This window comes from Bradyrhizobium sp. 6(2017) (assembly GCF_011058295.2).
Taxonomy (GTDB): Bacteria; Pseudomonadota; Alphaproteobacteria; order Rhizobiales; family Xanthobacteraceae; genus Bradyrhizobium; species Bradyrhizobium septentrionale.
In genome coordinates, this window is record NZ_CP049289.2 from 3,645,086 (window position 1) to 3,666,022 (window position 20,937).

Genomic DNA, 20,937 nt, shown 5'->3' on the forward strand with positions numbered 1-20,937 from the left:
GTTAAATGAACGTCATCAAGACCGAACTTCCCGAAGTCCTGATCGTCGAGCCGAAGCTGTTCGGCGACCAGCGCGGCTTCTTCCTGGAGACCTACCAGTTCCCCCGTTATGTCGAGCACGGCATCACGCGGCCCTTCGTGCAGGACAACATGTCCCGCTCGGCCTATGGCGTGCTGCGCGGGCTGCATCTGCAAAACCCCGTCACCCAGGGCAAGCTCGTCTCCGTGCTGCGCGGCAAGGTGCTGGACGTTGCCGTCGACGTGCGCCTCGGCAGCCCGAATTTCGGCAAGCATGTCGCGGTCGAATTGAGCGAGGAGAACCGCCGGCAATTGTGGGTGCCGCGCGGTTTTGCCCATGGGTTCGTGGTGCTCTCGGAAACCGCCGACTTCTTCTACAAATGCGACGATTTCTACAGCCCCAAGGACGAGCTCTCGATCCGGTGGAACGATCCCGCGATCGGGATCAAATGGGGCGTCGACAAGCCGCAGCTGTCGGCCAAGGATGCCGACGCACCGCTGTTGGCCGACGCCAGCAATCTTCCGACCTACGGACAAATCTGATGCGGATCTTGTTGACGGGAACACGTGGCCAGGTTGGCAGTGCGCTCAAGCCGCTGCTGGAAGGACACGGCACGGTCATCGCGCCGCCGACCGCGGAGTTCGATCTGTCGAAGCCGGAAAAGCTGGCGGGCCAGCTTGAAAGCCTGAAGCCCGATCTCATCTTCAATCCGGCGGCCTATACCGCGGTCGACCGCGCCGAGGACGAGCGCGAGCTGGCGTTCCTGGTCAACGCGAAGGGACCTGAAGCGATCGCCAAATGGGCTGCGGCGAACCGCGTGCCGCTGGTGCATTTCTCCACCGACTACGTGTTCAATGGTTCGGGCGACCGGCCGTGGCGCGAGGACAGCCCGACCGAGCCGCTGTCGGCCTACGGCGCGAGCAAGCTTGCCGGCGACGTCGCGATCCAGGCGGCGGGCGGCGCGCATCTCATCGCGCGCACCTCATGGGTCTATGCCGCAACGGGCACGAATTTCCTGCGGACCATCGCGCGGCTCGCCGGCGAGCGTAAGGAGCTGCGGATCGTGGCCGATCAGATCGGTGCGCCGACGACGGCACGCGCGATCGCCGGCGCGGTTGCCGGCATCGTGCTGCCGAACGTCACCACGTTGCACGATCAGCTCGTGCGCCGGGGCGGCGTCGTCAATCTTGTTTGCGCCGGCGAAACCAGCTGGCACGGTTTTGCGCGTGCGATCGTTGACGGACTGAAATCACGTGGCGTCACGCTGGCTGTCGAGAACGTCGTTCCGATCGCCACGGCCGATTTCCCGACCAAAGCGGTGCGCCCGGGCAATTCGCGGCTGGATCTGTCGCGGCTGAAGGCGCAGTTCGGGGTGACGATGCCGACCTGGCAGGAAGCGCTCGCACCTGAACTCGATGCATTTGTCCAGCTCGGCGCGCCGGCCCACGCCTAGCGCGTCTTCGCGCGACGTGGACGCCGGTTTGCGCGAATAAAGCGCGTCAAACAAAAAGCCTCGGTTCTGAGTCCATCAGAACCGAGGCTTCGTGATTGAGTCGACCCGCGGTGATCGCCGCCGGGCCCGGCCGCTCAGCGCGGCCGGCCGATGCTGTCGTAGGTGAAGCCGTGCGCGGCCATCTCGTCCGGACGGTAGATGTTGCGCAGGTCGACGACGACCGGATGCCTCATCTCCTGCTTGATGCGGTTGAGATCGAGGGCGCGGAACTGGCGCCACTCGGTCACGATCACCAGCGCATCCGCCTGCCGCGCGCATTCATAGGCATCCTTGCAGTACTCGATCTCCGGCAATTCCTTGCGCGCCTGCTCCATGCCGACGGGATCGTAGGCCTTCACCTTGGCGCCGAAGTCGATCAGGCCGTTGATGAGCGGGATCGAGGGCGCCTCGCGCATGTCATCGGTATCGGGCTTGAAGGTCAGGCCGAGCACGCCGATCGTCTTGCCGCGCAGCTCGCCGCCGAGCACGTTGGCGACCTTGCGCGCCATCGCGCGCTTGCGGTTGTCGTTCGCGGTCAGCGTGGCTTCGACGATTTTCAGCTGCACGTCGTGGTCGAGCGCCGTCTTGAACAGCGCGCGGGTGTCCTTCGGGAAGCAGGAGCCGCCATAGCCCGCGCCGGCGTGCAGGAACTTGGTTCCGATCCGGTTGTCGAGCCCGATGCCGCGCGCAACCTCCTGCACGTTCGCCCCGACCCTTTCGGAGAGATCGGCGATCTCGTTGATGAAGGTGATCTTGGTGGCAAGGAAGGCATTTGCGGCATATTTGATCAATTCCGCCGTGCGCCGAGCGGTATAGAGGATCGGCGCCTGGTTCAGATAGAGCGGGCGATAGACATCACCCATCACCTTCTTGGCGCGCTCATCCTCGGTGCCGACGACGATCCGGTCGGGATGGCGGAAATCCTGGATTGCCGCGCCTTCGCGCAGGAATTCGGGGTTTGACGCCACGGCGAAATCAGCGCTGGGATTGGTTTCGCGGATCAGGCGTTCGACCTCGTCGCCGGTGCCCACGGGCACGGTCGACTTCGTCACCACCACGGTGAATTTCTTGAGCGCCGCGCCGATCTCGCGGGCGGCCGCATAGACGTAGCTCAAATCCGCATGGCCATCGCCACGCCGCGACGGAGTTCCGACCGCGATGAACACGGCATCGGCTTCTCCGACGGCTCCCGCGAGCTCGGTCGTGAAGGTCAGTCGCCCGGCACCGGTGTTGGTCTTGACGAGCTGATCGAGGTCAGTTTCGTAGATCGGGATCTTGCCGCGCTTCAGGGCTTCGATCTTGTCGGCGTCCTTATCGACACAAACGACCTGATGGCCGAAGTCGGCAAAACACGCTCCTGACACGAGACCTACATATCCCGTTCCAACCATTGCAATCTTCATGAATCCGCTCGTCGATCAGTGTGTGGAGAGGAGGAGTTAGCACTAGCACAATTGGCACCGATAACGCCAAGTTTTATAACGTATAGTTTGTGTTGAAGGTCGGCGGCTTTTTGTGCAAACGGTGATTGCCTGAGTGCAGTTGAGTGCTCGCTAGTCACCCAGGGCGCGCCATGGACGTCATTCTCAGTTTGCAATCGATTGACAACCGAGCCGCCGTTTGAGGGTTGACATGAGGATGAAGACGATCAGTAAGCACAAGCCCTCAGGAACTGAATACGCGTCGTTGCAAACGCAGTTCTCCAGATACGATCGCACCACGTTTTCTGGGTTTGTTTATGACCGCACCGATCTCGGCCGACGCTACACCGTCGAACTGCTCGTCGACGGCGAGCCATACATGTCATCATTGTGTGACGAGTTTGTAACAGAGCTGGCCGACGCCGGGATTGGCGATGGCCGATTTGGCTTTACCTTCCACGTGCACGATCAGGTCGGCTCGAACGCGGGGATCGTTGAAGCCAGACTGGCAAATATCGGAAGTCCCGTCGGTGCTCCGATTCGTTGCGATGTCGCCGCACCAGAGGCGCAGTGGCACCGGATCGGCGATATCAAATGGGCCGGAGGTTTGCGCTTCGAAGGCTGGCTTGCTCAAGACGTCGACGAAGACATCGAAATCCTGATCGCGCAACGGCCGGTGATGACCGTGAGGCCGATCGGGTGGACCAACGTCGCGCGAGGAGGCGAGTTCGGGGTCGGCCGCCGGATTGATTTTCATCTGCCCGAGCATTTTGCGGATGGTCGCGTGCGTGGATTGTCGGCGCGGACAATGTCGGGGCGGAATCTGGTCTCCGAGCCGCTTGCATTTGTCGCGTTCGATCGCGGGCTGGAGCAAACCCTCGCCGATCTCGGGCGCTGGGACAGCGAGCGGTTGCGCGGACAGCTGTTCGACCAACTGCTGCCGGCCTCGGTGCCGTTCCACGCCTATCAAGGCTGGAAAGCGCGCTTCTGGCCGGCCACTCAGTCTGACGTGTCGTCCGAGGCCGCGGTCGTGCTGATCGGCGACGTCAGGGTGGACGAAAGCATCGAGAGCCTCGAAGCCCAACGGCACGCGGCCTGGACGGCGGCGAGCCTGCCAGCACAGGGATTCAGCCAGTTCGATCCGAGAGCTGCGCGCGAATTTGTCGACGGCGATTCGGCCAACAGCGAGTTCTTCGTGTTCTGCCTGAGCGGGACAATTTTCGCGGAAGACGCCCTGCAGCGCTTCGCCGATGTGTTTGCATGTGAAGTCGACTGCGATCTTGTCTACGGCGATGTCGAAGTCCAGGGCGGCGCCGTCTGGCCGCTGGCGTTTTCGGCCTTCGACCTCGAACGTGCGCTCGAGCAAGCCTATGGCGCGTATTGTTTCGCGGTGCGCCGGGAACGTGCGTTGGAAGCACTGCGATCGGCGACGTCGCTTTACGATATCTTCCTGTCCTGCGTGAAGCCTGATCGCACGTTTCATCTGCCGGGATCGGTTGCGGCATTGCCGCGGATCGATGCGTCGGCTGCGACCGCCGAACTGATCGCCGCAAGCGAAGCGCATTTCGCCAGAGCCGGCATGGACGCGAACGTCGAGCCGCGAAAGGCTGGCCTGCTGCCGGCCGTTCGGGTCAAGCGCGCGGTCGATTGGAACGAGCGCACCACCATCATCATCCCGAACAGGAATCGCGCCGAGCTTCTCAAGCGGTGCATCGAGACGGTGACGCCGGCGGTACATGAGACCAATGCCCGGATTCTTGTCGTCGATAACGGCTCGACCGAGCCTGAAACGCTGGACTATCTGGAGAGCCTGCCTGCGGAGGAGATCGACGTCATTTCGGTCGAAGGGCCCTTCAATTTCGCAGCGATCAACAACGCCGCCGTCGATTGCGTCGACACGGAGAATATCTGCTTTCTCAACAACGACGTTCAGGCGCTCGACGACGGCTGGCTGGCGGAACTGTTGTGGCGGCTGGCGGCTCCCGATGTCGGAGCTGTCGGCGCGAAGCTGCTCTGGCCGAACAGCGTCGTGCAGCATGGCGGGGTGGTGCTGGGCACCAACTTCTTTGCCGCGCACGCCTTCAATGACCGGATGGATGGCGATCCCGGCTACGGCGATCTGCTCCAGGTGGCGCACGAATGCTCGGCGGTGACCGCGGCGTGCCTCTTGATGCGCAAGCGCGACTTCCTCGCCGTCGGCGGCATGGACGCGATCCGCTTTCCGATCAATTTCAACGATATCGATCTGTGCCTGAAGCTGCGCCAGCTCGGAAAGCGGATCGTATTCACGCCCGACGCGAAACTCGTTCACCTGGAGTCGGCGAGCCGGGGCCGTGATTCCGCGCCGGATCGCAAGGCCCGCTTCAATCGCGAGCTGGCGATGCTGCGCGCGAAATGGGGAGCGGTGCTGCTCGACGATCCCTATTACAGCCCGCTGCTGGGGCTGGATTCGGCGCCGTTCTCCGCACTTGCATGGCCGCCCCGGTCATGGAAGGCGCGTGCCAATTTGCCGCCCGTTCCGACTGTTCCCCCGATCGGGATGTAGCGCGACATCCTCGATCAGCCAGTCGCGTACGGCCGCGAGTGTCGCGTCGGCATCAAAGCCACGCCGCCGCTTCAGGTCGGTTGTTCGGCCGCGCCCTTGTGTCGGAATCCACTCCGTCGCGGCGGCCGGCAGCCCGGTTGCCAGCAGCGCGTCCACCAGCGGATGTCCAAACGCCGGCGCGCCGATGTCGAGAACCAGTTTCGTGATGCCGTGACCCGCGATGAGTGTGGCAACGTCGCCCGTGGCGATCTCGCCGGTGACCGTGACATTGGTCCGCTGCATCAGCTTGAGATCGTCGAGGGTGGTGCCCAGCACGATGATCTCGACCTCGTCGTCGGCGTCGGCCATTTGGTCGCTCAACGCACGGATGAAGCGAAATTCGGCCGCGCTGGCGTGGAGGGCAAGCAGGCCGAGGCGCGCCGGGCCGCTCGCGGCGTGAGGCCGCGTTGGCGATGCAGACGGTTCACCGAACCTGACCACTTGCAGGCCGAGCACCGCGTCCGAAAAGTCGGCGCCGCTCTGACCGATCGCAGTCACGCGTCGCGCCCCGGCGATCAGGCTTGACCAGTCGGGATCAACGCCAGCTCCAATCGCCGGGCGCGGTGCAAGCGCGGTGTCGGTGATCAGGAGATCGTAGACGAAGCGCTGGGTGAGCTCCGCCAGGCATGCGCTGGGGATGCGGTTCGGCTCTGCGATCGTAAGCGAGCGGATGTCGAGACCGGTGAGAAACTTCAGAAAGGCCTCGCCGCCCTGATGTGTCGCGACGTCGAACGCGATCGACTGCGGTGTTCCGCCGTCGGGGTCGAACGCTGCAACCAGCTGGCGTTGTCCCTCGGAGCGGAAATGCACGATCAGGCTGCGCTCGCCCTCCGCCGCGAGCTGCCGGCATCGCCTGATGGCGATCGCGCGGCCGGCGGCGGAGCCGCACAGGATGATGTGCGGGCCGGTGCCGCGCGCTTCGTGCGCGAGCAGCTTGAGCTCAAGCGCCGCGCGGCAATCGCGCAGCGGATCGGCAAGTAGGAACGCCGCGCACTCGGTCGCGTAGCGCCGGTAGCGGTGCTCGAGAACGCGAAGGTTGCGCATCACCAGCGAGCGCTTCTCGCCAAGAAACGAGCGCGAACCCTCATGTCCGACGAACACCGAGGGGATGCATACGTTTCGGAAACCGGCCTCTGCGGTACGCAGGCAGAAGTCGACGTCCTCGAGATAGCCACGATAGAAGTCGTCGGAGAGCTCACGCACGGCGTCGAGGCATTCGCGGGTGATGTAAAGGCAAAACCCGATGCCGTTGGGGATGTCGATGGCGATGCCGGAATTCGCTGCGCAGGCAAGCTCATCCAGCAATTCCAGTTCGGCGAGCGAGGGCAGGGGGTTCGACCTGTTTGCGACCGGAAAGCTGGTATATTCGCCATTGTTCGAGAGCGGCGTCGCGGTACCTATCCCCGGCATCGATCGTACGACGCTGCGCAGGCGCTGCAGCGCGTGTTGCGGCACGATTGCATCCGAATTCAGCAGCACGACATCGCCGGTCGCCGTCTCGGCAAGGGCCCGGTTGACGGCTCCGACGAACCCAAGATTGTGCGCATTGGTCAGGAGCCGTATGCGAGAGTCCGCAGCCAGCTCGCCGAGCAAATGCTTGATGTCGGGTTCAGGCGATGCGTCGTCCACGACGACGATGGTCGAATCCGGCGTGCAGGCGACCGCGGTCAACGCGCTCTCGATGCAGGCGCGCGTTGCGGTCAGATCCCGATACACCGGGATGATGATGGTGAGCGGAGGTGTTTCGCCGTGTCCGGTGCGAACCGGCCTATGCGCCGCGATCCGGCGATCCGGGGCGCGGTTGGCCGGGAGTTGGACACTTGCGATGACCCGGTCCGCCTGCGTGATCTCGAGCAGCTGCGAGGTCGTGGACGCTGGCCGCATCAGGCGGAAGCTCGCGGCGCGTCGCCCGTTGAGGGCGAATCTGTGGCGTGGATCGGCGGGAAGCGTGACGGTGCTCGATTGGCCCGCCTGCGCCAGTGAAAGATGCGGGGCGTCCGCTCCTCGCCATGTCACCCATCCCTTCACCTCCTCATCGAGGAAGTCGACGCGGGCGCAGCTGTCCTGACCGGCCTGTTCGAGGAGCAGGAGGGCGCCCCTGACCGAATCCGGATCGTTGTCGCGCCGCGCGACGCTTCGTGCGGCGTCGATCTGCTCGGCGCCGTCGCCCCATGCCATCATGCGCCGCGCGGCGACCAGATCGTCCGGCTCGAGCTCGAGCGCCCTTGCCACGCTGGCGACCGCCGCATCCAGCAGATCAAGATGAAACAGCGCTTCCGCGCGCAGCAAATGGGCGCGGGCGTCCGCATGCGGCAGGATCCGGCAGCGGCGATCGGCGAGCGCAAATGCCAGGCGGAAGTCGCGCGCCTCGAGCGCCCTGACGGCGGCCCGCTCGAGATCGATGTGGTGGAGCGTTCTAGACGTGAAGGCGATCCTGCGCGCGACGGCGGTCAAATGTTGCCCTCATGCGCCCGCATGTCAGCCGGCCGTCTTTGCGGCGCTCTGCCGGCTCCGGAACACGCGCACCCGTCCCTCCAGGCGCGGTATTTGATCGACTGGCTCAACGCGCCTCGGCTGCTGGGGCGCAAGCGGCGCTGCCTGCACACGGCGCTCTTCGAGGTTGAGCTTGAGCCCGACCAGCGGTTCCCGGCCTGATGGGCCCGACACCACAATCCGGTTCCCGGACACCCGCAGGGCTGGAGCCCCAAGGAAGATAGTCTCGGCCGAAATGGCGTAGCGATCGACGCCGGGGCCGGTGGCTTCGAGCGAGAAGCCGGTGATGGCCAACGCGCGTCCCCGGGTTCCGGCAAAGGTTCCAATGGGAACGAACTGATTGTCGCCCCGCTGCGGCCTGGCGAATTTGACGGCATATTGCAGGTTGAGATCGTGCGGCATGTTCGGCCATTCGAGGCAAATTCCCTCGATCCGGGCCGGAGCCGACGGTCCGGCAATCCAGGCGTTGGCACCGACCGTCACATCGCCCAAACCCGCAACATGTGCGAGCAGCTTGAGGTCGTCCAGCTCGCCGGCGGCGGCATTGGGCTCGGGCTCGTAGGTGTCGACCGGCTGGCTGACCGGCTGCGCGACCGCTTGTCCAACCTGCTGTCCCTGGGTCAGCGGCTCGATCTTGATATTGGCGGCGGTCGACCCGCCGGCACGCCCTGCCGTGACCTCGACGATCAGGCGGCTTGGCCGGGCGACCGACACGACCAGCGCGCTCTCGGGCGCGAACAGGGTTCCATTGACCACGTCCGGCCCGGTAATGATATTGCAATTGTTAAGGCTGGCGCGATCTGCATATACGCGCACCACCGGAGGTGACGTCTTATCATCTGCGCCATTGTACCGGACCAGGAAGAGACCTCGTGCCAGGTCAACGGTTTTCTGCTGGATCTGTTCGTTCATCGCCGCCTGTGAACCTAACCGAATGTGTCGATATATCTCTCACACAGTGTGCCCCAAAAATTGATGTGATAGAAGGGGTCTTAATGTTAATCTGGTAAGATAGTTTCACCCGTGCAGATCGATGACACACGCCCGGTCATGGTGCCGACCCTGACCTCCATGGAAGATCGCGCGGCCGGGGGGCGCGCTCGCCCGCCGATGAACGTCCTCTTCGTCCACAATAACTTTCCAGCCCAGTATCGCCACATCGCGCGTGCGCTTGCGGATCAGCCCGGAAACAGGATCGTTGCGGTCGGTTCGTCGACTGCAGTCACTTCGCCCGACATCCGGCTGATCAAATACTCGACCACGAAGGCGGACGCCGCCGCGGTGCATCCCTTTGCCCGCCGTTTCGATACCGAAGCCCGGCGCGCGGAAGAGGTTCTGTACGCGCTGTCATCGCTGTCGGGGCAGGGCTTTGTCCCGGACCTGATCTTCGCCCATCCCGGATGGGGCGAGACGTTGCCGCTGCGCACGATGTTTCCGAGGGCGAGGATCATCCTGTATTGCGAATTCTACTACGGCGCCGAAGGCAGGGACGTCGGCTTCGATCCGGAATTTCCCATGACCGGCCTTGATGGCAATGTCGCGCTCCACCTGAAGAATGCGACCACGCTGCTGGCGCTCACCGAATGCGACGTGGGCGTTTCACCGACGCCATGGCAACGGTCGACCTTTCCCGCCGAGTTTCGCAGCAAGATCGAGGTCATCCACGAGGGCGTGGACACCGACGAGGTGAAGCCCAATCCTGTCGCGAGGCATCAGCTTTCGAACGGTGCGATACTCTCGGCAGACGACGAGGTGATCACCTATGTCTCGCGCAATCTGGAGCCGGTGCGCGGATTCCACGTCTTCATGCGATCGCTGCCCAGGATCATGGCTGCGCGGCCGAATGCGCAGGTCGTGATCGTCGGCGGCAGCGGCACGTCCTATGGCGCGCATCCGCCCAAGGGCGCGAGCTGGAAGTCGACGTTCCTGGACGAGATCAGGTCGGACATCGACCTGCGCCGCGTGCATTTTCTCGGCCGGATTCCGCGGGAACAGTATCTCGAGCTGCTGCAGATTTCCTCGGTGCACGTCTATCTGACCTATCCCTTCGTGCTGTCGTGGTCGCTGCTGGAGGCCATGAGCGCGGGATGCGCGGTGGTGGCGTCCGACACTGCCCCGCTGCGCGACATCATCTCGGATGGCAACGGCCTTCTCGCGCCGTTTTTTGATATTGATGCGCTGTCGGATCAGGTAATCTCGGTGCTGTCACGGCCCAGGGCCTTCAAGAAGATGCGGATGAAGGCGAGGAGCTTTGTGAGAGACAATTACGACGCAAAGCGCGTCTGCTTGCCCCGGATGCTGACGCTCGTTGGATGACGGCGTCCTCCCGCGCACCAATGGGAAGAACGCCAGGAGTTTGCGATGCCGCTTGTCATCTCAGTTGCCCAGCGCAAGGGCGGGGTCGGAAAGACGACCCTTGCGGTCCTGCTGGCCGCAGAACTGGACCGGCGTACGCGCGCGGTGGGACTGGTCGACGCCGACTCGCAGGCGTCGGCGTGTCACTGGGCCGAGCCCGGTAATCTGTCATTTCCGGTCTACCAGCTCGATCCTGAAACCCGGCCGGTCGCCGAATGGGCCACGCTGATGCGCCAGGTTCCGCATCAGATCATCGTCGTGGACTCCGCGCCCAACGATCGGGCACTGGGTGCCGTGCTCGCAGTCGCCAATATTGTGCTGATGCCATGTACGCCCTCCGGACTCGACATCGAGGCGACCGCAAGGACGCTCGACATCGTGCGGGAGGTGCGCGCATCGCGGCGAACGGCGCTCCGCGCCATGATTGTGCCGAACCGCGTCGACCACCGCACCCTCGAAGGCCAGCAATTCATCGAGGAGCTCGATACATTCGAGGAAGCGATCGGGCCGACGATCGGAAGCCGCTCGGCCTATGTTCGCGCCTTTGCGTTGGGGCAATCAGTTGCCGATTTCGCCGGCGGTACGCCGGCGGATATCGAGATCAAGACGCTTGCCGATCTCGTCATGAGCTGGAGCGGGATCGCGCCGCGACAACGGGTGACCATTTAACAAAGCGCCGGCCGCTTCACGCGTGGCTAACCATGCCGGCGTGGGAACAAAAAAATTCTGCAGCGTAGTCGGCGCCTTCATCCAGCGGCCGCCTTGGCAGAAACCGCGGAATGAGGCCGCAAAAGCCCATAACGTTAGGATTTGTTGACGGTCGCAGATCGGTGCGCGCGCCATATCGGCAAGCCGAAATGCCCGCCATCGGGGGGAACCCTTGCTTGGTTAACGCATTGCTCGCGCAGAGCTGAGCATTTGAAGCAAATGCCGCTGCGCGCTTGAGGCTAGGCTCAAGACATTTCCCGTACATGCTTCCCGTCACGGTGGGGAGTGAAGAATGTACAACGTCAAGAGATTGGTGGCCCTGGTTCTGGCCATCGTTGCGCTTGGGACAAGCGCACGGGACACGCAGGCCGGCATGATCGGCCTTCCGCTGCCGCTGCGCGGCGTGATCGAGAAGATCCGCTTCAGCGAGCCGACGCTGGCGCCGATGGCCTACACGATGTTCTGCATGCGCTATTCCGACGAATGCAAGCAGAAGCCGCGCGCCCGCATGGTGTTCCGCGGTGGTGCGATGCGCTTGACCAAGCAGCGCATCGCCGACCTGATCGAGGTCAATGCTTCGGTCAATCGCCAGATCACTCCGCAGCGCAATGAACGCGGCCTTGCCGACGAGGAATGGCTGATCAATCCGGCGCGCGGCGATTGCAACGACTACGCCGTCAGTAAGCGCCATGAGCTCTTGGCGCGCGGCTGGCCGATGCGCAATCTGCTGCTGAGCGAGGTGGTGACCTCCTGGGGCGAGCATCATCTGGTGCTGGTGGTCCGCGCCAAGGGCGGCGACATCGTGCTCGACAATTTGAACGCGCAGATCCGCAACTGGTCGCAGGCGCATTATCGCTGGGTCAGGATGCAGACCCCGGCGAACCCCGATCACTGGGCCGCCGTCGCGCAGCTCGGCGCCTGAGTTTTCAAGTTTGCCCTATCGATCGAAAAGTGGCGCGGCGAGACATTTCGCCGCGCCATAAGGACGACGAGGTAGCTGGGGCTTCCGTCACGGTCCCGGAACGATTGGCGGCGTGACCGGTTGATGTCGATCCAACCCATCGAGGCATCGACATGAAGCTGGCCAGTCTTGTCACAACTGCGGCGCTGGTCGCAGCCTCCGGCGCTCCGGTGCTTGCGCAGGGCACCGGGCAGACCACGCAGGGTGCACCCCGCTATTCGATCGATGGACCGGGCGGTGGCGTTCCGACATCGCGGCCGCAGGCGACCCAGCCGGTGCCGCCGGCAACACCGGTTTACCCTAATGGGAGGCCGTCGCGACACGCGCCGCCGGTCGGGCAACGGACCAACGTCCCGCTCGGGTCGCGCTAACCGTCACGTCGGCGGCAAATCCGTTCGGTCTTAACGCTAATCCCATCGTCGTTTTGCCGCGTCAGACGGAATGTCGTACCCATGCAGTCGCTGCGTCTGTTGAGATGCAGGATTGGTCCGCGCAGGGACGACATTTTCAATGGCGAGCAGGGGTTCGATACTCATCACGGGCGGCGCGGGATACATTGGGTCCCACTGCGCCAAGGCTATTGCCGAGGCGGGATTTGTCCCCGTGGTCTACGACAATCTGTCCACCGGCCATCGCAATTTCGTGCAATGGGGACCGCTGGTGATCGGCGACGTCGCCGATCACGGCAGGATCGCCGCTACCATCCGCGAGCACGATGCGCTCGCCGTGATGCATTTCGCCGCATTCAGCGCCGTCGGCGAGTCCGTCGCGGATCCGCAGAAGTACTACACCAACAATGTGACCGGCACGCTCGGCCTGCTGCGCGGCATGCGCGAGGCGGGCTGCGACCGCCTGGTGTTCTCCAGCACCGGCGCGGTCTACGGCAACGCCGGGCGCGATCCGATTCCCGAGAGCGCTGCAGGTCCGACCGTCAATCCCTATGGCCGGTCCAAATTCATGATCGAGCAGATGCTGGCCGACTATCGCGCGGCCTATCAGTTCAAATCGGTCTGCCTGCGCTACTTCAACGCCTGCGGCGCCGATGCCTCCGGCACCATCGGCGAGCTCCGCGATCCCGAGACGCACCTGATTCCGCGCGCGCTGATGGCGCTGCTCGGGCACGTGCCGGACTTTGCGATCTTCGGCGAAGATTATGAAACGCCTGATGGCACCGCGGTGCGCGACTACATCCATGTCGACGATCTCGCTGCCGCCCATATCGCGGCGCTCGAGCTGCTGTTGAACGGCGGCGCCGGCGGCGTGTTCAATCTCGGCACCGGCACCGGCTATTCGGTGCGCGAGGTGCTCGACGCGATCCGCGCCGAAACAGGCGAAGCGGTGCCGAGCGTGGTGCGCGAGCGCCGGGCCGGTGATCCGCCGATCCTGGTGGCGGATCCCTCCAAGTCGGAGAGCGGCCTCGGCTTCAAGGCGAGCCGGTCCGATCTCGGCTACATCATTCGTTCGGCCTGGGCGTGGCACCAGAAGGCGCATCCGCGCCGGCGATAAACCCGCGCCGCGAGATTTCAATCGAGGGTGATGTAGTGCTGCTCCGCCAGCCGGGCGAGGAACGGCATGTCGACAAAGCTTGCCACCAGAAAAACGGCGACCAGCGCCAGCACGATCAGCATCAGGCCGCGCTCGCCATAGAGCTTCTCGGGCTTCTGCGCCGATGATCCCGGCGATGTCGACATCGAAAAATAGGTGGTGAACAGCATCACCACCAGCGGCATCGCCAGGATGTATTCGATGCGGTACTTCACCAGGAACACCGAGAGGAAGAACACCGAGAACAGCGAGTAGCTGAGGCAGGAGGCGGTCAGCGACACCTCGCTATAGTCTGCAAAGCTCGCGCGGTAACGCGCCAGCAGTTCCCTGCCGTGGGACGCGGCAATCTCGCGGTATTCGGACAGCCGCTTGGCGGCCATTAGGAATGCGCCTCCGAACCAATAACACAGGATCACCGAGCCTGGCGGCAGCGACGTCGGGTCGATCATCGCCCAGCCGATCAACAGCCGCAGCGGATTGTTGACGGACTCCGAGATGACGTCGAAATAGGCCTTGTCCTTGCTGCGGAGCGGCGGGACATTGTAGACGATGCCCTGCAGGGCAAAGATGCCGGTTGCAAACAGCATCAGACGGCTGCTCGCAGCTGCGCAGACCAGACCAAGCGCGACCAGCAGCAGCCATTCGATGCCGATGATCTTGCCGTCCATCGCACTCTGGACCGCGGAGCGCTGCGACTTGGTCGGGTGATGCCGGTCGAAGTCGCGGTCGAACCATTCGTTGATGACGTAGTTGGCCGACGCGATGCAGACCGCGGCCACAAGGCCAAGGACGATCGAGCCGGCAACATGATCGCCTCTTACGCCGCGCAGCAGGCAGGCGAGGATGACCCCGGGAACGATGAAGATGTGCTTGGTGCTGTGATCGAGCCGCAGGATCGCGAGGTACTGCCGGATGCCCGCGGCAGGCGGCTTGCCGGCTTCGACCTTGCTGTCCATCAGCGCCATCGCGCGATCCTTTCCTGTTGTCCTCGATCTCGGCGATCGCCTAATTGAGGAGGTAGACATCGAAGCTTTCGTCGGTCCTGGCGGGGCCGAAGCGGCGGATCATCGTGGTCGCCTCGCGGAAATCGCGGATCTGCGCGGCCGAGGCGCGGAATGTCCGCCAGTCCTTGCCCTCGTCGTAGATCCGGTCGGGCGTGATCTCGTCGAGCCGATAGGCCAGCAGGATGATGACGGGCGCGCCGGTGGTGTCGCGGAGCGAGCGCGCCAGGCGCAGGGTCTCGCCGAGATCACTGTCCATCCTGCCCTTGCGCGAAAAGATCACGACGCTTCCGAACTTGTGATCGCGGGCGAGATAGACCCGGTTCTTGACGTAATAGGGGAGCGCCTCGACCAGGTATTCCGGCTCGCTGAGGATAACCGCGTCGGCGAGATCCGCGCGTGAGGCGATCAGGCGGCCGAGATCGGCGCTGCGGCTTGCGACGACACCGGTCGCCGCGTTGCGCAGGTCGTTGACGCCTGCGGCGGTCTGGATCGCGAGCACCAGCAGCAGTGAGACGCGTCCGATTGCCGCCAAGAGCCGGTCGCGCGACGTGCGAGAGGTGGATGTTGCGGTGACCTGGCGCCAACTGATCCAGTACAGCGTGATCAGGAAGCACAGCCAGACCGCGGCGTGGCGGTAGGCGCCGTTGGCGGCGACGGCGAAGAACAGCGACGTCAGCAGGAGCGAGCTGAAAGCAGCAAGAAACGCCGGCCGCCGCGGCAGCAGCCCGAGCGTCACGGCGAACAGCAGGACCGAGCCCACGATCCCCGGCAGCAAATTGGCAAACAGCGCTCCCAGCGACGTCCCGCCGGGGTTCACCAGGGACAGAACTGCAGCGGTCAGCGGTGATGAGTGCGACCAGTCGCGGGCCGCAGCATCATTATAGGTCGGCAGCATCGTCGCCGCGCAGATCACGACGCCGATCGTTGCGATGATGGCATTGGTCGCGAAATTGGTCAGTTGCGGCGACCAGCGCCAACCGTGAACCTCGAGCAGGTCGAACAGCCAGAACAGCAGGAACGCGCCGGCCATGATCGCGCCGACGACATTGGTGTTTGCGAGCAGGAATAATAAGGCGCCGAGCAGGACACCGCGGTCGCGATGGGCCGGATAGCAGGCCGCGATCGCGAACAGGAACAGGGCCGAGATGCCGTAATTCCGCGCCATCACGACATATTCGAACAGTAATGCATGGCTGGTGATCAGAAGCAGGACCAGCGGCCGTGGGAACGGCGACCGGAAGATCAGCAGTGCGACCGTGACAAGCCCGGCCACGAAGGCGACACCTGACAGCACCTCGACGCGGCCGAACGCGGCATGCGCACCGCGTAGCAGCAGGTACCAAAGGGCAGGGTGGCCTTCGCCGTGCAGTCCTCTCAGCATCGCGATCAGATCGTCGCCGTTCAGCGCAATCGTGAGCGCGCGGATTTCGTCGCGCCACATCACGTGACGGGCGATCTGGAAACCCACCAGCGCGATCCATCCCGCAAGCAGCAGGATGTCGCGCCAGGATCGGCGGTCCCGCTTCGGCGCGAACAACCAGTCGTCCAGGATCTGCCCGGGAAGGATCAATGAACCCCGCTGCGGTTCGGTACGATAGGGTTGGAGCACGGTGTCATCCGCGAGCTGCGTCATTTGTGTTAACAGTGAAAGCCACCTAGAATACATTAACGTTATGATCAAACCAGACTAACATTTATGACGTCGACGCCGGCCCAAAGGACGGTCAGGGACATCAGCCCTGCGCACCCCGAGGCGGAGTTCGCGCTGGTGCTGGCGCGAACCATCGACTTCGTGAGTTCAGATCCGCAGCAGCTGCGCAGCGCGGTCTACGAGCTCGCGCGGCAGAAGCTGCAGCAGCTCGCCCATGAGGATCCGAACGAAAAGCAGCGGCTGCTGCAGGCGCTGGAAGCGGCGATCGAAGGCGTCGAAGCGCACACCAGGAACCATCCGGTCGAGAAATTCCCGGTGCCGCCGGCGCGGGCGCTGCCGGCATTTCTGGAGGCGGCGGGCGCTGCGCGGAGGATCGAGGGGCCGCCCCGGATCGATGCCGAGGACGCATTTGTCACGACGCTCGAGCGTGGCGAGCCCGTCGAGGTGTTGCGCCGTCCGCGATGGTCGTCGTCGGCGCCGCTGCGTTATGTTGCCATGCTGGGCTTCTTTGGACTGATCGCGGCGGTTGTCCTGCTGCAGCAACGCGGTGCGTCCTTCGGAGCCGCACGCGCGATGATTGCGGGCGCACCCACGCCGGCGCCGGTTGAAACCCAAAAGCCTGCCGTCGCCGCCGTGCCTGCACCGGCCGTTGCCGCCGCGCCGCCAGCGCCGAAACGGCCGTTGCCGACCGCTTACGGCGTCTACGCCGAGAGCGGCGGCAGGCTGTACGAACTGCAATTGATCCAGGGGCGGGCGCCGGATCCGCGGATAGCGATATCGGCTGCGATCACGAGGCCGAGCGAGACCGCATTGCCTGACGGCCATCTCCGCTTCATCGTGTTCCGGCGCGAAGGCAGTAGCGGCGCCTCCGACCCGATCGATGTGCGCCTGATCGCGCGCGTGACCCAGCAGACCACGTTCGACGCGACCGGCAAGCCGGTGGTCTCGCCGGGTGACGACACCTGGGTGATCCGCAACATCTCGATCCCGTTCCGTGCCGCGCCGCTGAGCGAGGATCCGCAGATGTTCGAGGTCCAGCCGCGCGACGACGCGCCGCTCTCGCCGGGACGCTACGCGCTGATCCTGAAGGCGCAGGCCTACGATTTCACCGTCGAGGGCGCGGTGACCGACAAGCGGCATTGCCTGCAGCGGCTGGCGGCCGCAAATGGCGTGTTCTATTCGGAATGTGAGAAACCGTGAGCGGCGCTTGGCTCCGGTTCAGTGCCGTGTTGGCGCTGTTGGTGGCGTCGAACGCCGCCGTCGCAGCACCCGATGCCGAGACGGCGAAACGGTGCTTGCGCGCAGCCTACATGGTCTACCCGTACAAGCGGCCGGGTGCCGCGCCGATGAATGGCGACCGGCTGCACTTCTTTCAGCAATGCATAGCGCAGGGCGGCAGCAAGTCGGCGGAAGTCCCCAAAACCGATTGAGCCGGAATGAAGCCCCGCGCAGCCGCAAGTGTGGCTTAGGGCGCAGCGCGCCGGCGGCTCAGCTCGCGGGATGTTCCGCGCGCGATCTCAACCTGCCGAACTGGCTGCGCAGCACAAGCAGCACCAGACGACCGGCGCCGATGCCGGCGAGACCTCCCGCCACCTTGACGACCGCATCAAGCAGCCGGCCGTGGCGGTCCGGCGTCAGCAATTGCATCGCCTCGAGCGTGAAGGCGCTGAAGACGACAAAGAGCACGATCAGCGCGGTGCGCCGTGGATAACCCAGCACGAAGGCCAGCGCCATCACCGCATACGCCGCGAAACGCTCGGCCTGCGGATGGGCAAACGAGGGCCGGTCCTGGATTGAGGACAGTGTGACGAATGCGATGAAGGCCAGCGCGAGCCAGCCGACAACCACCGCGAACGTCCTGATCTTTGAAACAAGCAACGATCTTTTCCGATCCCTGTGCCCCCGCCGCACCGTCGCTGGATTAGCCCATCGCTTGGGTCGGCGACACGGAAATGGCCGGCGAAGGTTAACTGCCCGCCGTCTGTGCAAATGGTCACAGCGCTGACGGCACCGGTTCCGCAACGAAGGGTTGGCCGGCGAAACGTTCGAGTGACAGGTATTATAGTGCCCCTATTTGAAACCCGAACGCGCTCCATCCGCATCTGATTGATGGAACCCGCGAGGCTTGCGCGCGTCTTGGGGATGGTGCACCTGACGAAATATTTAGGTTCGTCTGGCTGTTCCATTCATAGGCCGTTCACGGCGGGAAGCCTCATTTGATGCTGGATATCGCAATGCTCACTCTCGGAGGCCAATGTGCGTCTGCTCGTCGTAGAGGATGACCCGGATCTGAACCGCCAGCTCACCACCGCGCTGACGGATGCCGGCTATGTGGTCGATCGCGCTTTCGACGGCGAGGAGGGGCATTTCCTCGGCGACAGCGAGCCTTATGACGCGGTCGTGCTGGATATCGGCCTGCCGAAGATGGACGGTATCTCGGTGCTTGAGGCCTGGCGGCGGAACAAGCGGGTGATGCCGGTGCTGATTCTCACCGCACGCGACCGCTGGAGCGACAAGGTTCAGGGCTTCGATGCCGGCGCCGACGATTACGTCGCCAAACCTTTCCATCTCGAGGAGGTGCTGGCGCGGATCCGCGCCCTGCTGCGCCGGGCGACCGGGCATGCCCAGGTCGAGCTGGTCTGCGGGCCGGTGGCGCTCAATACCCGCACCAAGCGCGTCACCGTCAACGGCAACCCGATCAAGCTGACCTCGCACGAATACAATCTGCTTGATTACCTGATGCACCACACCGGGCGGGTGGTCTCGCGCACCGAGCTGGTCGAGCATCTCTACGACCAGGACTTCGACCGCGACTCCAACACCATCGAGGTGTTCGTCGGCCGCATCCGCAAGAAGTTGGAAGTCGATATCATCCAGACCGTGCGCGGCCTCGGCTACATGCTGTCGCCGCCGATCTAAGGCATGATCCGGAAAAGTGTGAAGCGGTTTATCATGCTTAAACAAGAAGCTAAGGCGCGATTACGATCCAACTGATCTCATCGCGCTTCAGCGCGTCTTCGAGCGAAGTGGATACCGATTCGCGTGAGGAAAGCGCGACCAAACAAAGGGATAAGAGTATATCCTGTTCAATCGGATGATGCTCTTAAGGCGCTTGATCGCCATGCGGGCATTGGCATGATCCGCGCCAGGAGAAACTGGATTCGCCAATGTCTTTTGCCGCTGAATCTGTTGCCGCTGACCCGATGTTCGGGCCCGTGCCCTGATGGGCGGCAGCTCGCTTGCGACCCGCCTGTTCGTCTCGGCGACCGCCTGGGTGGTGGTGATCCTGGCGATCACAGGCGTCATCCTGTCGTCGGTCTATCGCGACGCGACCGAGCGCGCCTTCGACCGGCGGCTCAATCTCTATCTGCGCACCCTGATCGCCGAGGTGGCGACGCCGGACGAGCCGGCGGACCGCCAGTTCCAGTCGCTCGGCGAGCCGCTGTTCGACCTGCCGCTGTCGGGTTGGTACTGGCAGATCACCCGCACCGATACCGAGAAGGGCGAGACCCGCGCCTCGCGCTCGCTGTGGGACAAGAAGCTGCCGAAGCTCGAGGAGCACGGCGCCGAGCTGACCGCCGCCGGCGTCCGCCTCGGCTATGTCGACGGACCCGAAGGCCAGAGCCTGCGCGTGGTGGAGCGTCCGGTCGATCTCGGCGCCGACGGCAAGTTCCTGGTCAGCGTCGCCGGCGACGCCACCGAGATCTTCGATGAGACGCGCAGCTTCGACTATTATCTGTTCGGCACCTTTGCCGCCCTCGGCATCGTGCTGCTGCTGACCACGATCTTCCAGGTGCGCTACGGCCTTGCGCCGCTCAAGCGCATTTCCGATTCAATTGCCGATATCCGCTCCGGCCGCGCCGAGCGGCTGGAAGGCCGGTTTCCGGTCGAGATCGCGCCGCTGGCGCGCGAGACCAATGCGCTGATCGATGCCAACCGGGAGATCGTCGAGCGTTCGCGGACCCATGTCGGCAATCTCGCCCACGCGATCAAGACGCCTTTGTCGGTGATCGTGAACGAGGCGGCCGCGCATGCCGCCGATCCCTTCGCCAGCAAGGTGTTGGAGCAGGCCGACGTGATGCGGGACCAGGTCGCGCACCACCTCGAGCGTGCGCGGATCGCTGCCCGGGCCACCATCGTCAGCACGATCACCGACGTCGCTCCGGCGATCGAGGCGCTGCGCCGGACCATGGAGAAGATCCATCGCGACCGCGACCTCGCCATCGAGGCGAAGGCCGATCCGTCGGCACGGTTTCGCGGCGAGCGGCAGGACCTCGAGGAGATGGTCGGCAATCTCGTCGACAACGCCTGCAAATGGGCGGCCTCGCAGGTGTTCATCGAGGTCACAGTCGTGCCGCCGGAGGCGCAGGGTGCCGGGCCGAAGCTGCGCATCGTGGTCGATGACGACGGACGCGGCCTGTCCGAGGACGAGCGCGCCCAGGTGGCGCGGCGCGGCCAGCGGCTCGATGAATCAAAGCCCGGCTCGGGGCTTGGCCTGTCGATCGTGACCGATCTCGCCGGCCTCTATGGCGGCAATCTCACCCTGAATAACGCGCCGATCGGCGGCTTGCGGGCCGAGCTCGTGCTGCCGGCGGTCTAGGCCGTGGTGGGATTGGGTTGAGCTGGAGAGGCAGCGAAGTCTCACCTCTCCCTTGGGAGAGGTCGGCGCGTAGCGCCGGGTGAGGGATTACGGTCTCTCGTTAGA

The 20,937-nt window shown here is 64.1% G+C and carries 19 protein-coding genes; 12 read left to right on the forward strand and 7 right to left on the reverse strand.

Features of this window, described 5'->3' with window-relative positions:
• Positions 1-5: 5 nt before the first annotated feature.
• Both rfbC and rfbD read left to right on the forward strand, forming a co-directional pair.
• A complete protein-coding gene (gene rfbC / locus G6P99_RS16960) occupies positions 6-560 on the forward strand; it encodes a dTDP-4-dehydrorhamnose 3,5-epimerase (RefSeq protein ID WP_029082371.1) in 555 nt (184 codons plus the stop codon).
• Positions 560-1,471 (forward strand): dTDP-4-dehydrorhamnose reductase, encoded by a 912-nt coding sequence (gene rfbD, locus G6P99_RS16965; protein ID WP_029082370.1) that lies wholly within the window; start codon positions 560-562, stop codon positions 1,469-1,471. Before rfbC ends, rfbD begins: the two co-directional genes overlap by 1 nt.
• Positions 1,472-1,605: 134 nt before the next feature.
• Here rfbD and G6P99_RS16970 read toward each other — a convergent pair whose 3' ends face one another.
• Entirely contained in the window at positions 1,606-2,913 is a 1,308-nt protein-coding gene (locus G6P99_RS16970; RefSeq protein ID WP_029082369.1) for a UDP-glucose dehydrogenase family protein, read from the reverse strand.
• A 403-nt stretch (positions 2,914-3,316) separates the two neighbouring features.
• Positions 3,317-3,700 (reverse strand): hypothetical protein, encoded by a 384-nt coding sequence (locus G6P99_RS16975; protein ID WP_245284741.1) that lies wholly within the window; start codon positions 3,698-3,700, stop codon positions 3,317-3,319.
• Between the two features lie 39 nt (positions 3,701-3,739).
• On the opposite strand from G6P99_RS16975, the gene G6P99_RS16980 reads away from it, so the two are divergent.
• Entirely contained in the window at positions 3,740-5,476 is a 1,737-nt protein-coding gene (locus G6P99_RS16980; RefSeq protein ID WP_246709554.1) for a glycosyltransferase family 2 protein, read from the forward strand.
• Here G6P99_RS16980 and G6P99_RS16985 read toward each other — a convergent pair.
• Positions 5,417-7,969, reverse strand: coding sequence for a glycosyltransferase (locus tag G6P99_RS16985; protein WP_029082367.1), 2,553 nt, complete (start codon positions 7,967-7,969; stop codon positions 5,417-5,419). The genes G6P99_RS16980 and G6P99_RS16985 overlap by 60 nt on opposite strands.
• A 24-nt stretch (positions 7,970-7,993) precedes the next feature.
• Entirely contained in the window at positions 7,994-8,920 is a 927-nt protein-coding gene (locus G6P99_RS16990) for a hypothetical protein (protein WP_029082366.1), read from the reverse strand.
• A 198-nt stretch (positions 8,921-9,118) separates the two neighbouring features.
• Here G6P99_RS16990 and G6P99_RS16995 point away from each other — a divergent pair, with 198 nt between their 5' ends.
• The 5 genes from G6P99_RS16995 (at position 9,119) to galE (ending at position 13,538) form a co-directional block, all read left to right on the forward strand.
• Positions 9,119-10,324 carry a glycosyltransferase family 4 protein gene (locus tag G6P99_RS16995; protein WP_029082365.1) on the forward strand — a complete coding sequence of 402 codons (1,206 nt, stop codon included), beginning with the start codon at positions 9,119-9,121 and terminating at the stop codon, positions 10,322-10,324.
• Between the two features lie 45 nt (positions 10,325-10,369).
• Entirely contained in the window at positions 10,370-11,032 is a 663-nt protein-coding gene (locus G6P99_RS17000) for a ParA family protein (RefSeq protein WP_029082364.1), read from the forward strand.
• A 331-nt stretch (positions 11,033-11,363) separates the two neighbouring features.
• The gene (locus tag G6P99_RS17005) at positions 11,364-11,993 is read left to right on the forward strand and encodes a transglutaminase-like cysteine peptidase (protein ID WP_029082363.1); all 630 of its coding nucleotides are present in this window, start codon (positions 11,364-11,366) and stop codon (positions 11,991-11,993) included.
• Between the two features lie 152 nt (positions 11,994-12,145).
• Complete coding sequence (locus tag G6P99_RS17010) at positions 12,146-12,403, forward strand: hypothetical protein (protein ID WP_029082362.1); 258 nt, start codon at positions 12,146-12,148, stop codon at positions 12,401-12,403.
• A gap of 139 nt (positions 12,404-12,542) precedes the next feature.
• A complete protein-coding gene (gene galE / locus G6P99_RS17015; protein WP_029082361.1) occupies positions 12,543-13,538 on the forward strand; it encodes a UDP-glucose 4-epimerase GalE in 996 nt (331 codons plus the stop codon).
• Positions 13,539-13,555: 17 nt separating this feature from the next.
• Here galE and G6P99_RS17020 read toward each other — a convergent pair whose 3' ends face one another.
• Entirely contained in the window at positions 13,556-14,542 is a 987-nt protein-coding gene (locus tag G6P99_RS17020; RefSeq protein ID WP_029082360.1) for a UbiA family prenyltransferase, read from the reverse strand.
• A gap of 40 nt (positions 14,543-14,582) precedes the next feature.
• Positions 14,583-16,190, reverse strand: a complete 1,608-nt coding sequence (locus G6P99_RS17025) for a hypothetical protein (RefSeq protein WP_246709555.1) — start codon at positions 16,188-16,190, stop codon at positions 14,583-14,585.
• An 87-nt stretch (positions 16,191-16,277) separates the two neighbouring features.
• On the opposite strand from G6P99_RS17025, the gene G6P99_RS17030 reads away from it, so the two are divergent.
• Together G6P99_RS17030 and G6P99_RS17035 are read left to right on the forward strand one after the other, a co-directional pair.
• Positions 16,278-17,432: a hypothetical protein gene (locus tag G6P99_RS17030; RefSeq protein ID WP_051346460.1), complete on the forward strand. Its 1,155-nt coding sequence runs from the start codon at positions 16,278-16,280 to the stop codon at positions 17,430-17,432.
• The gene (locus G6P99_RS17035) at positions 17,429-17,662 is read left to right on the forward strand and encodes a hypothetical protein (RefSeq protein WP_029082357.1); all 234 of its coding nucleotides are present in this window, start codon (positions 17,429-17,431) and stop codon (positions 17,660-17,662) included. Before G6P99_RS17030 ends, G6P99_RS17035 begins: the two co-directional genes overlap by 4 nt.
• A 58-nt stretch (positions 17,663-17,720) precedes the next feature.
• Here the strand turns inward: G6P99_RS17035 and G6P99_RS17040 are convergent, their stop codons facing one another.
• Positions 17,721-18,110: a hypothetical protein gene (locus tag G6P99_RS17040; RefSeq protein ID WP_063618959.1), complete on the reverse strand. Its 390-nt coding sequence runs from the start codon at positions 18,108-18,110 to the stop codon at positions 17,721-17,723.
• 378 nt (positions 18,111-18,488) lie between these two features.
• Here G6P99_RS17040 and G6P99_RS17045 point away from each other — a divergent pair, with 378 nt between their 5' ends.
• Both G6P99_RS17045 and G6P99_RS17050 read left to right on the forward strand, forming a co-directional pair.
• Positions 18,489-19,151, forward strand: a complete 663-nt coding sequence (locus tag G6P99_RS17045) for a response regulator transcription factor (RefSeq protein ID WP_029082355.1) — start codon at positions 18,489-18,491, stop codon at positions 19,149-19,151.
• A gap of 304 nt (positions 19,152-19,455) precedes the next feature.
• Complete coding sequence (locus G6P99_RS17050; protein WP_029082354.1) at positions 19,456-20,832, forward strand: sensor histidine kinase; 1,377 nt, start codon at positions 19,456-19,458, stop codon at positions 20,830-20,832.
• The last annotated feature ends 105 nt before the right edge of the window (positions 20,833-20,937 follow it).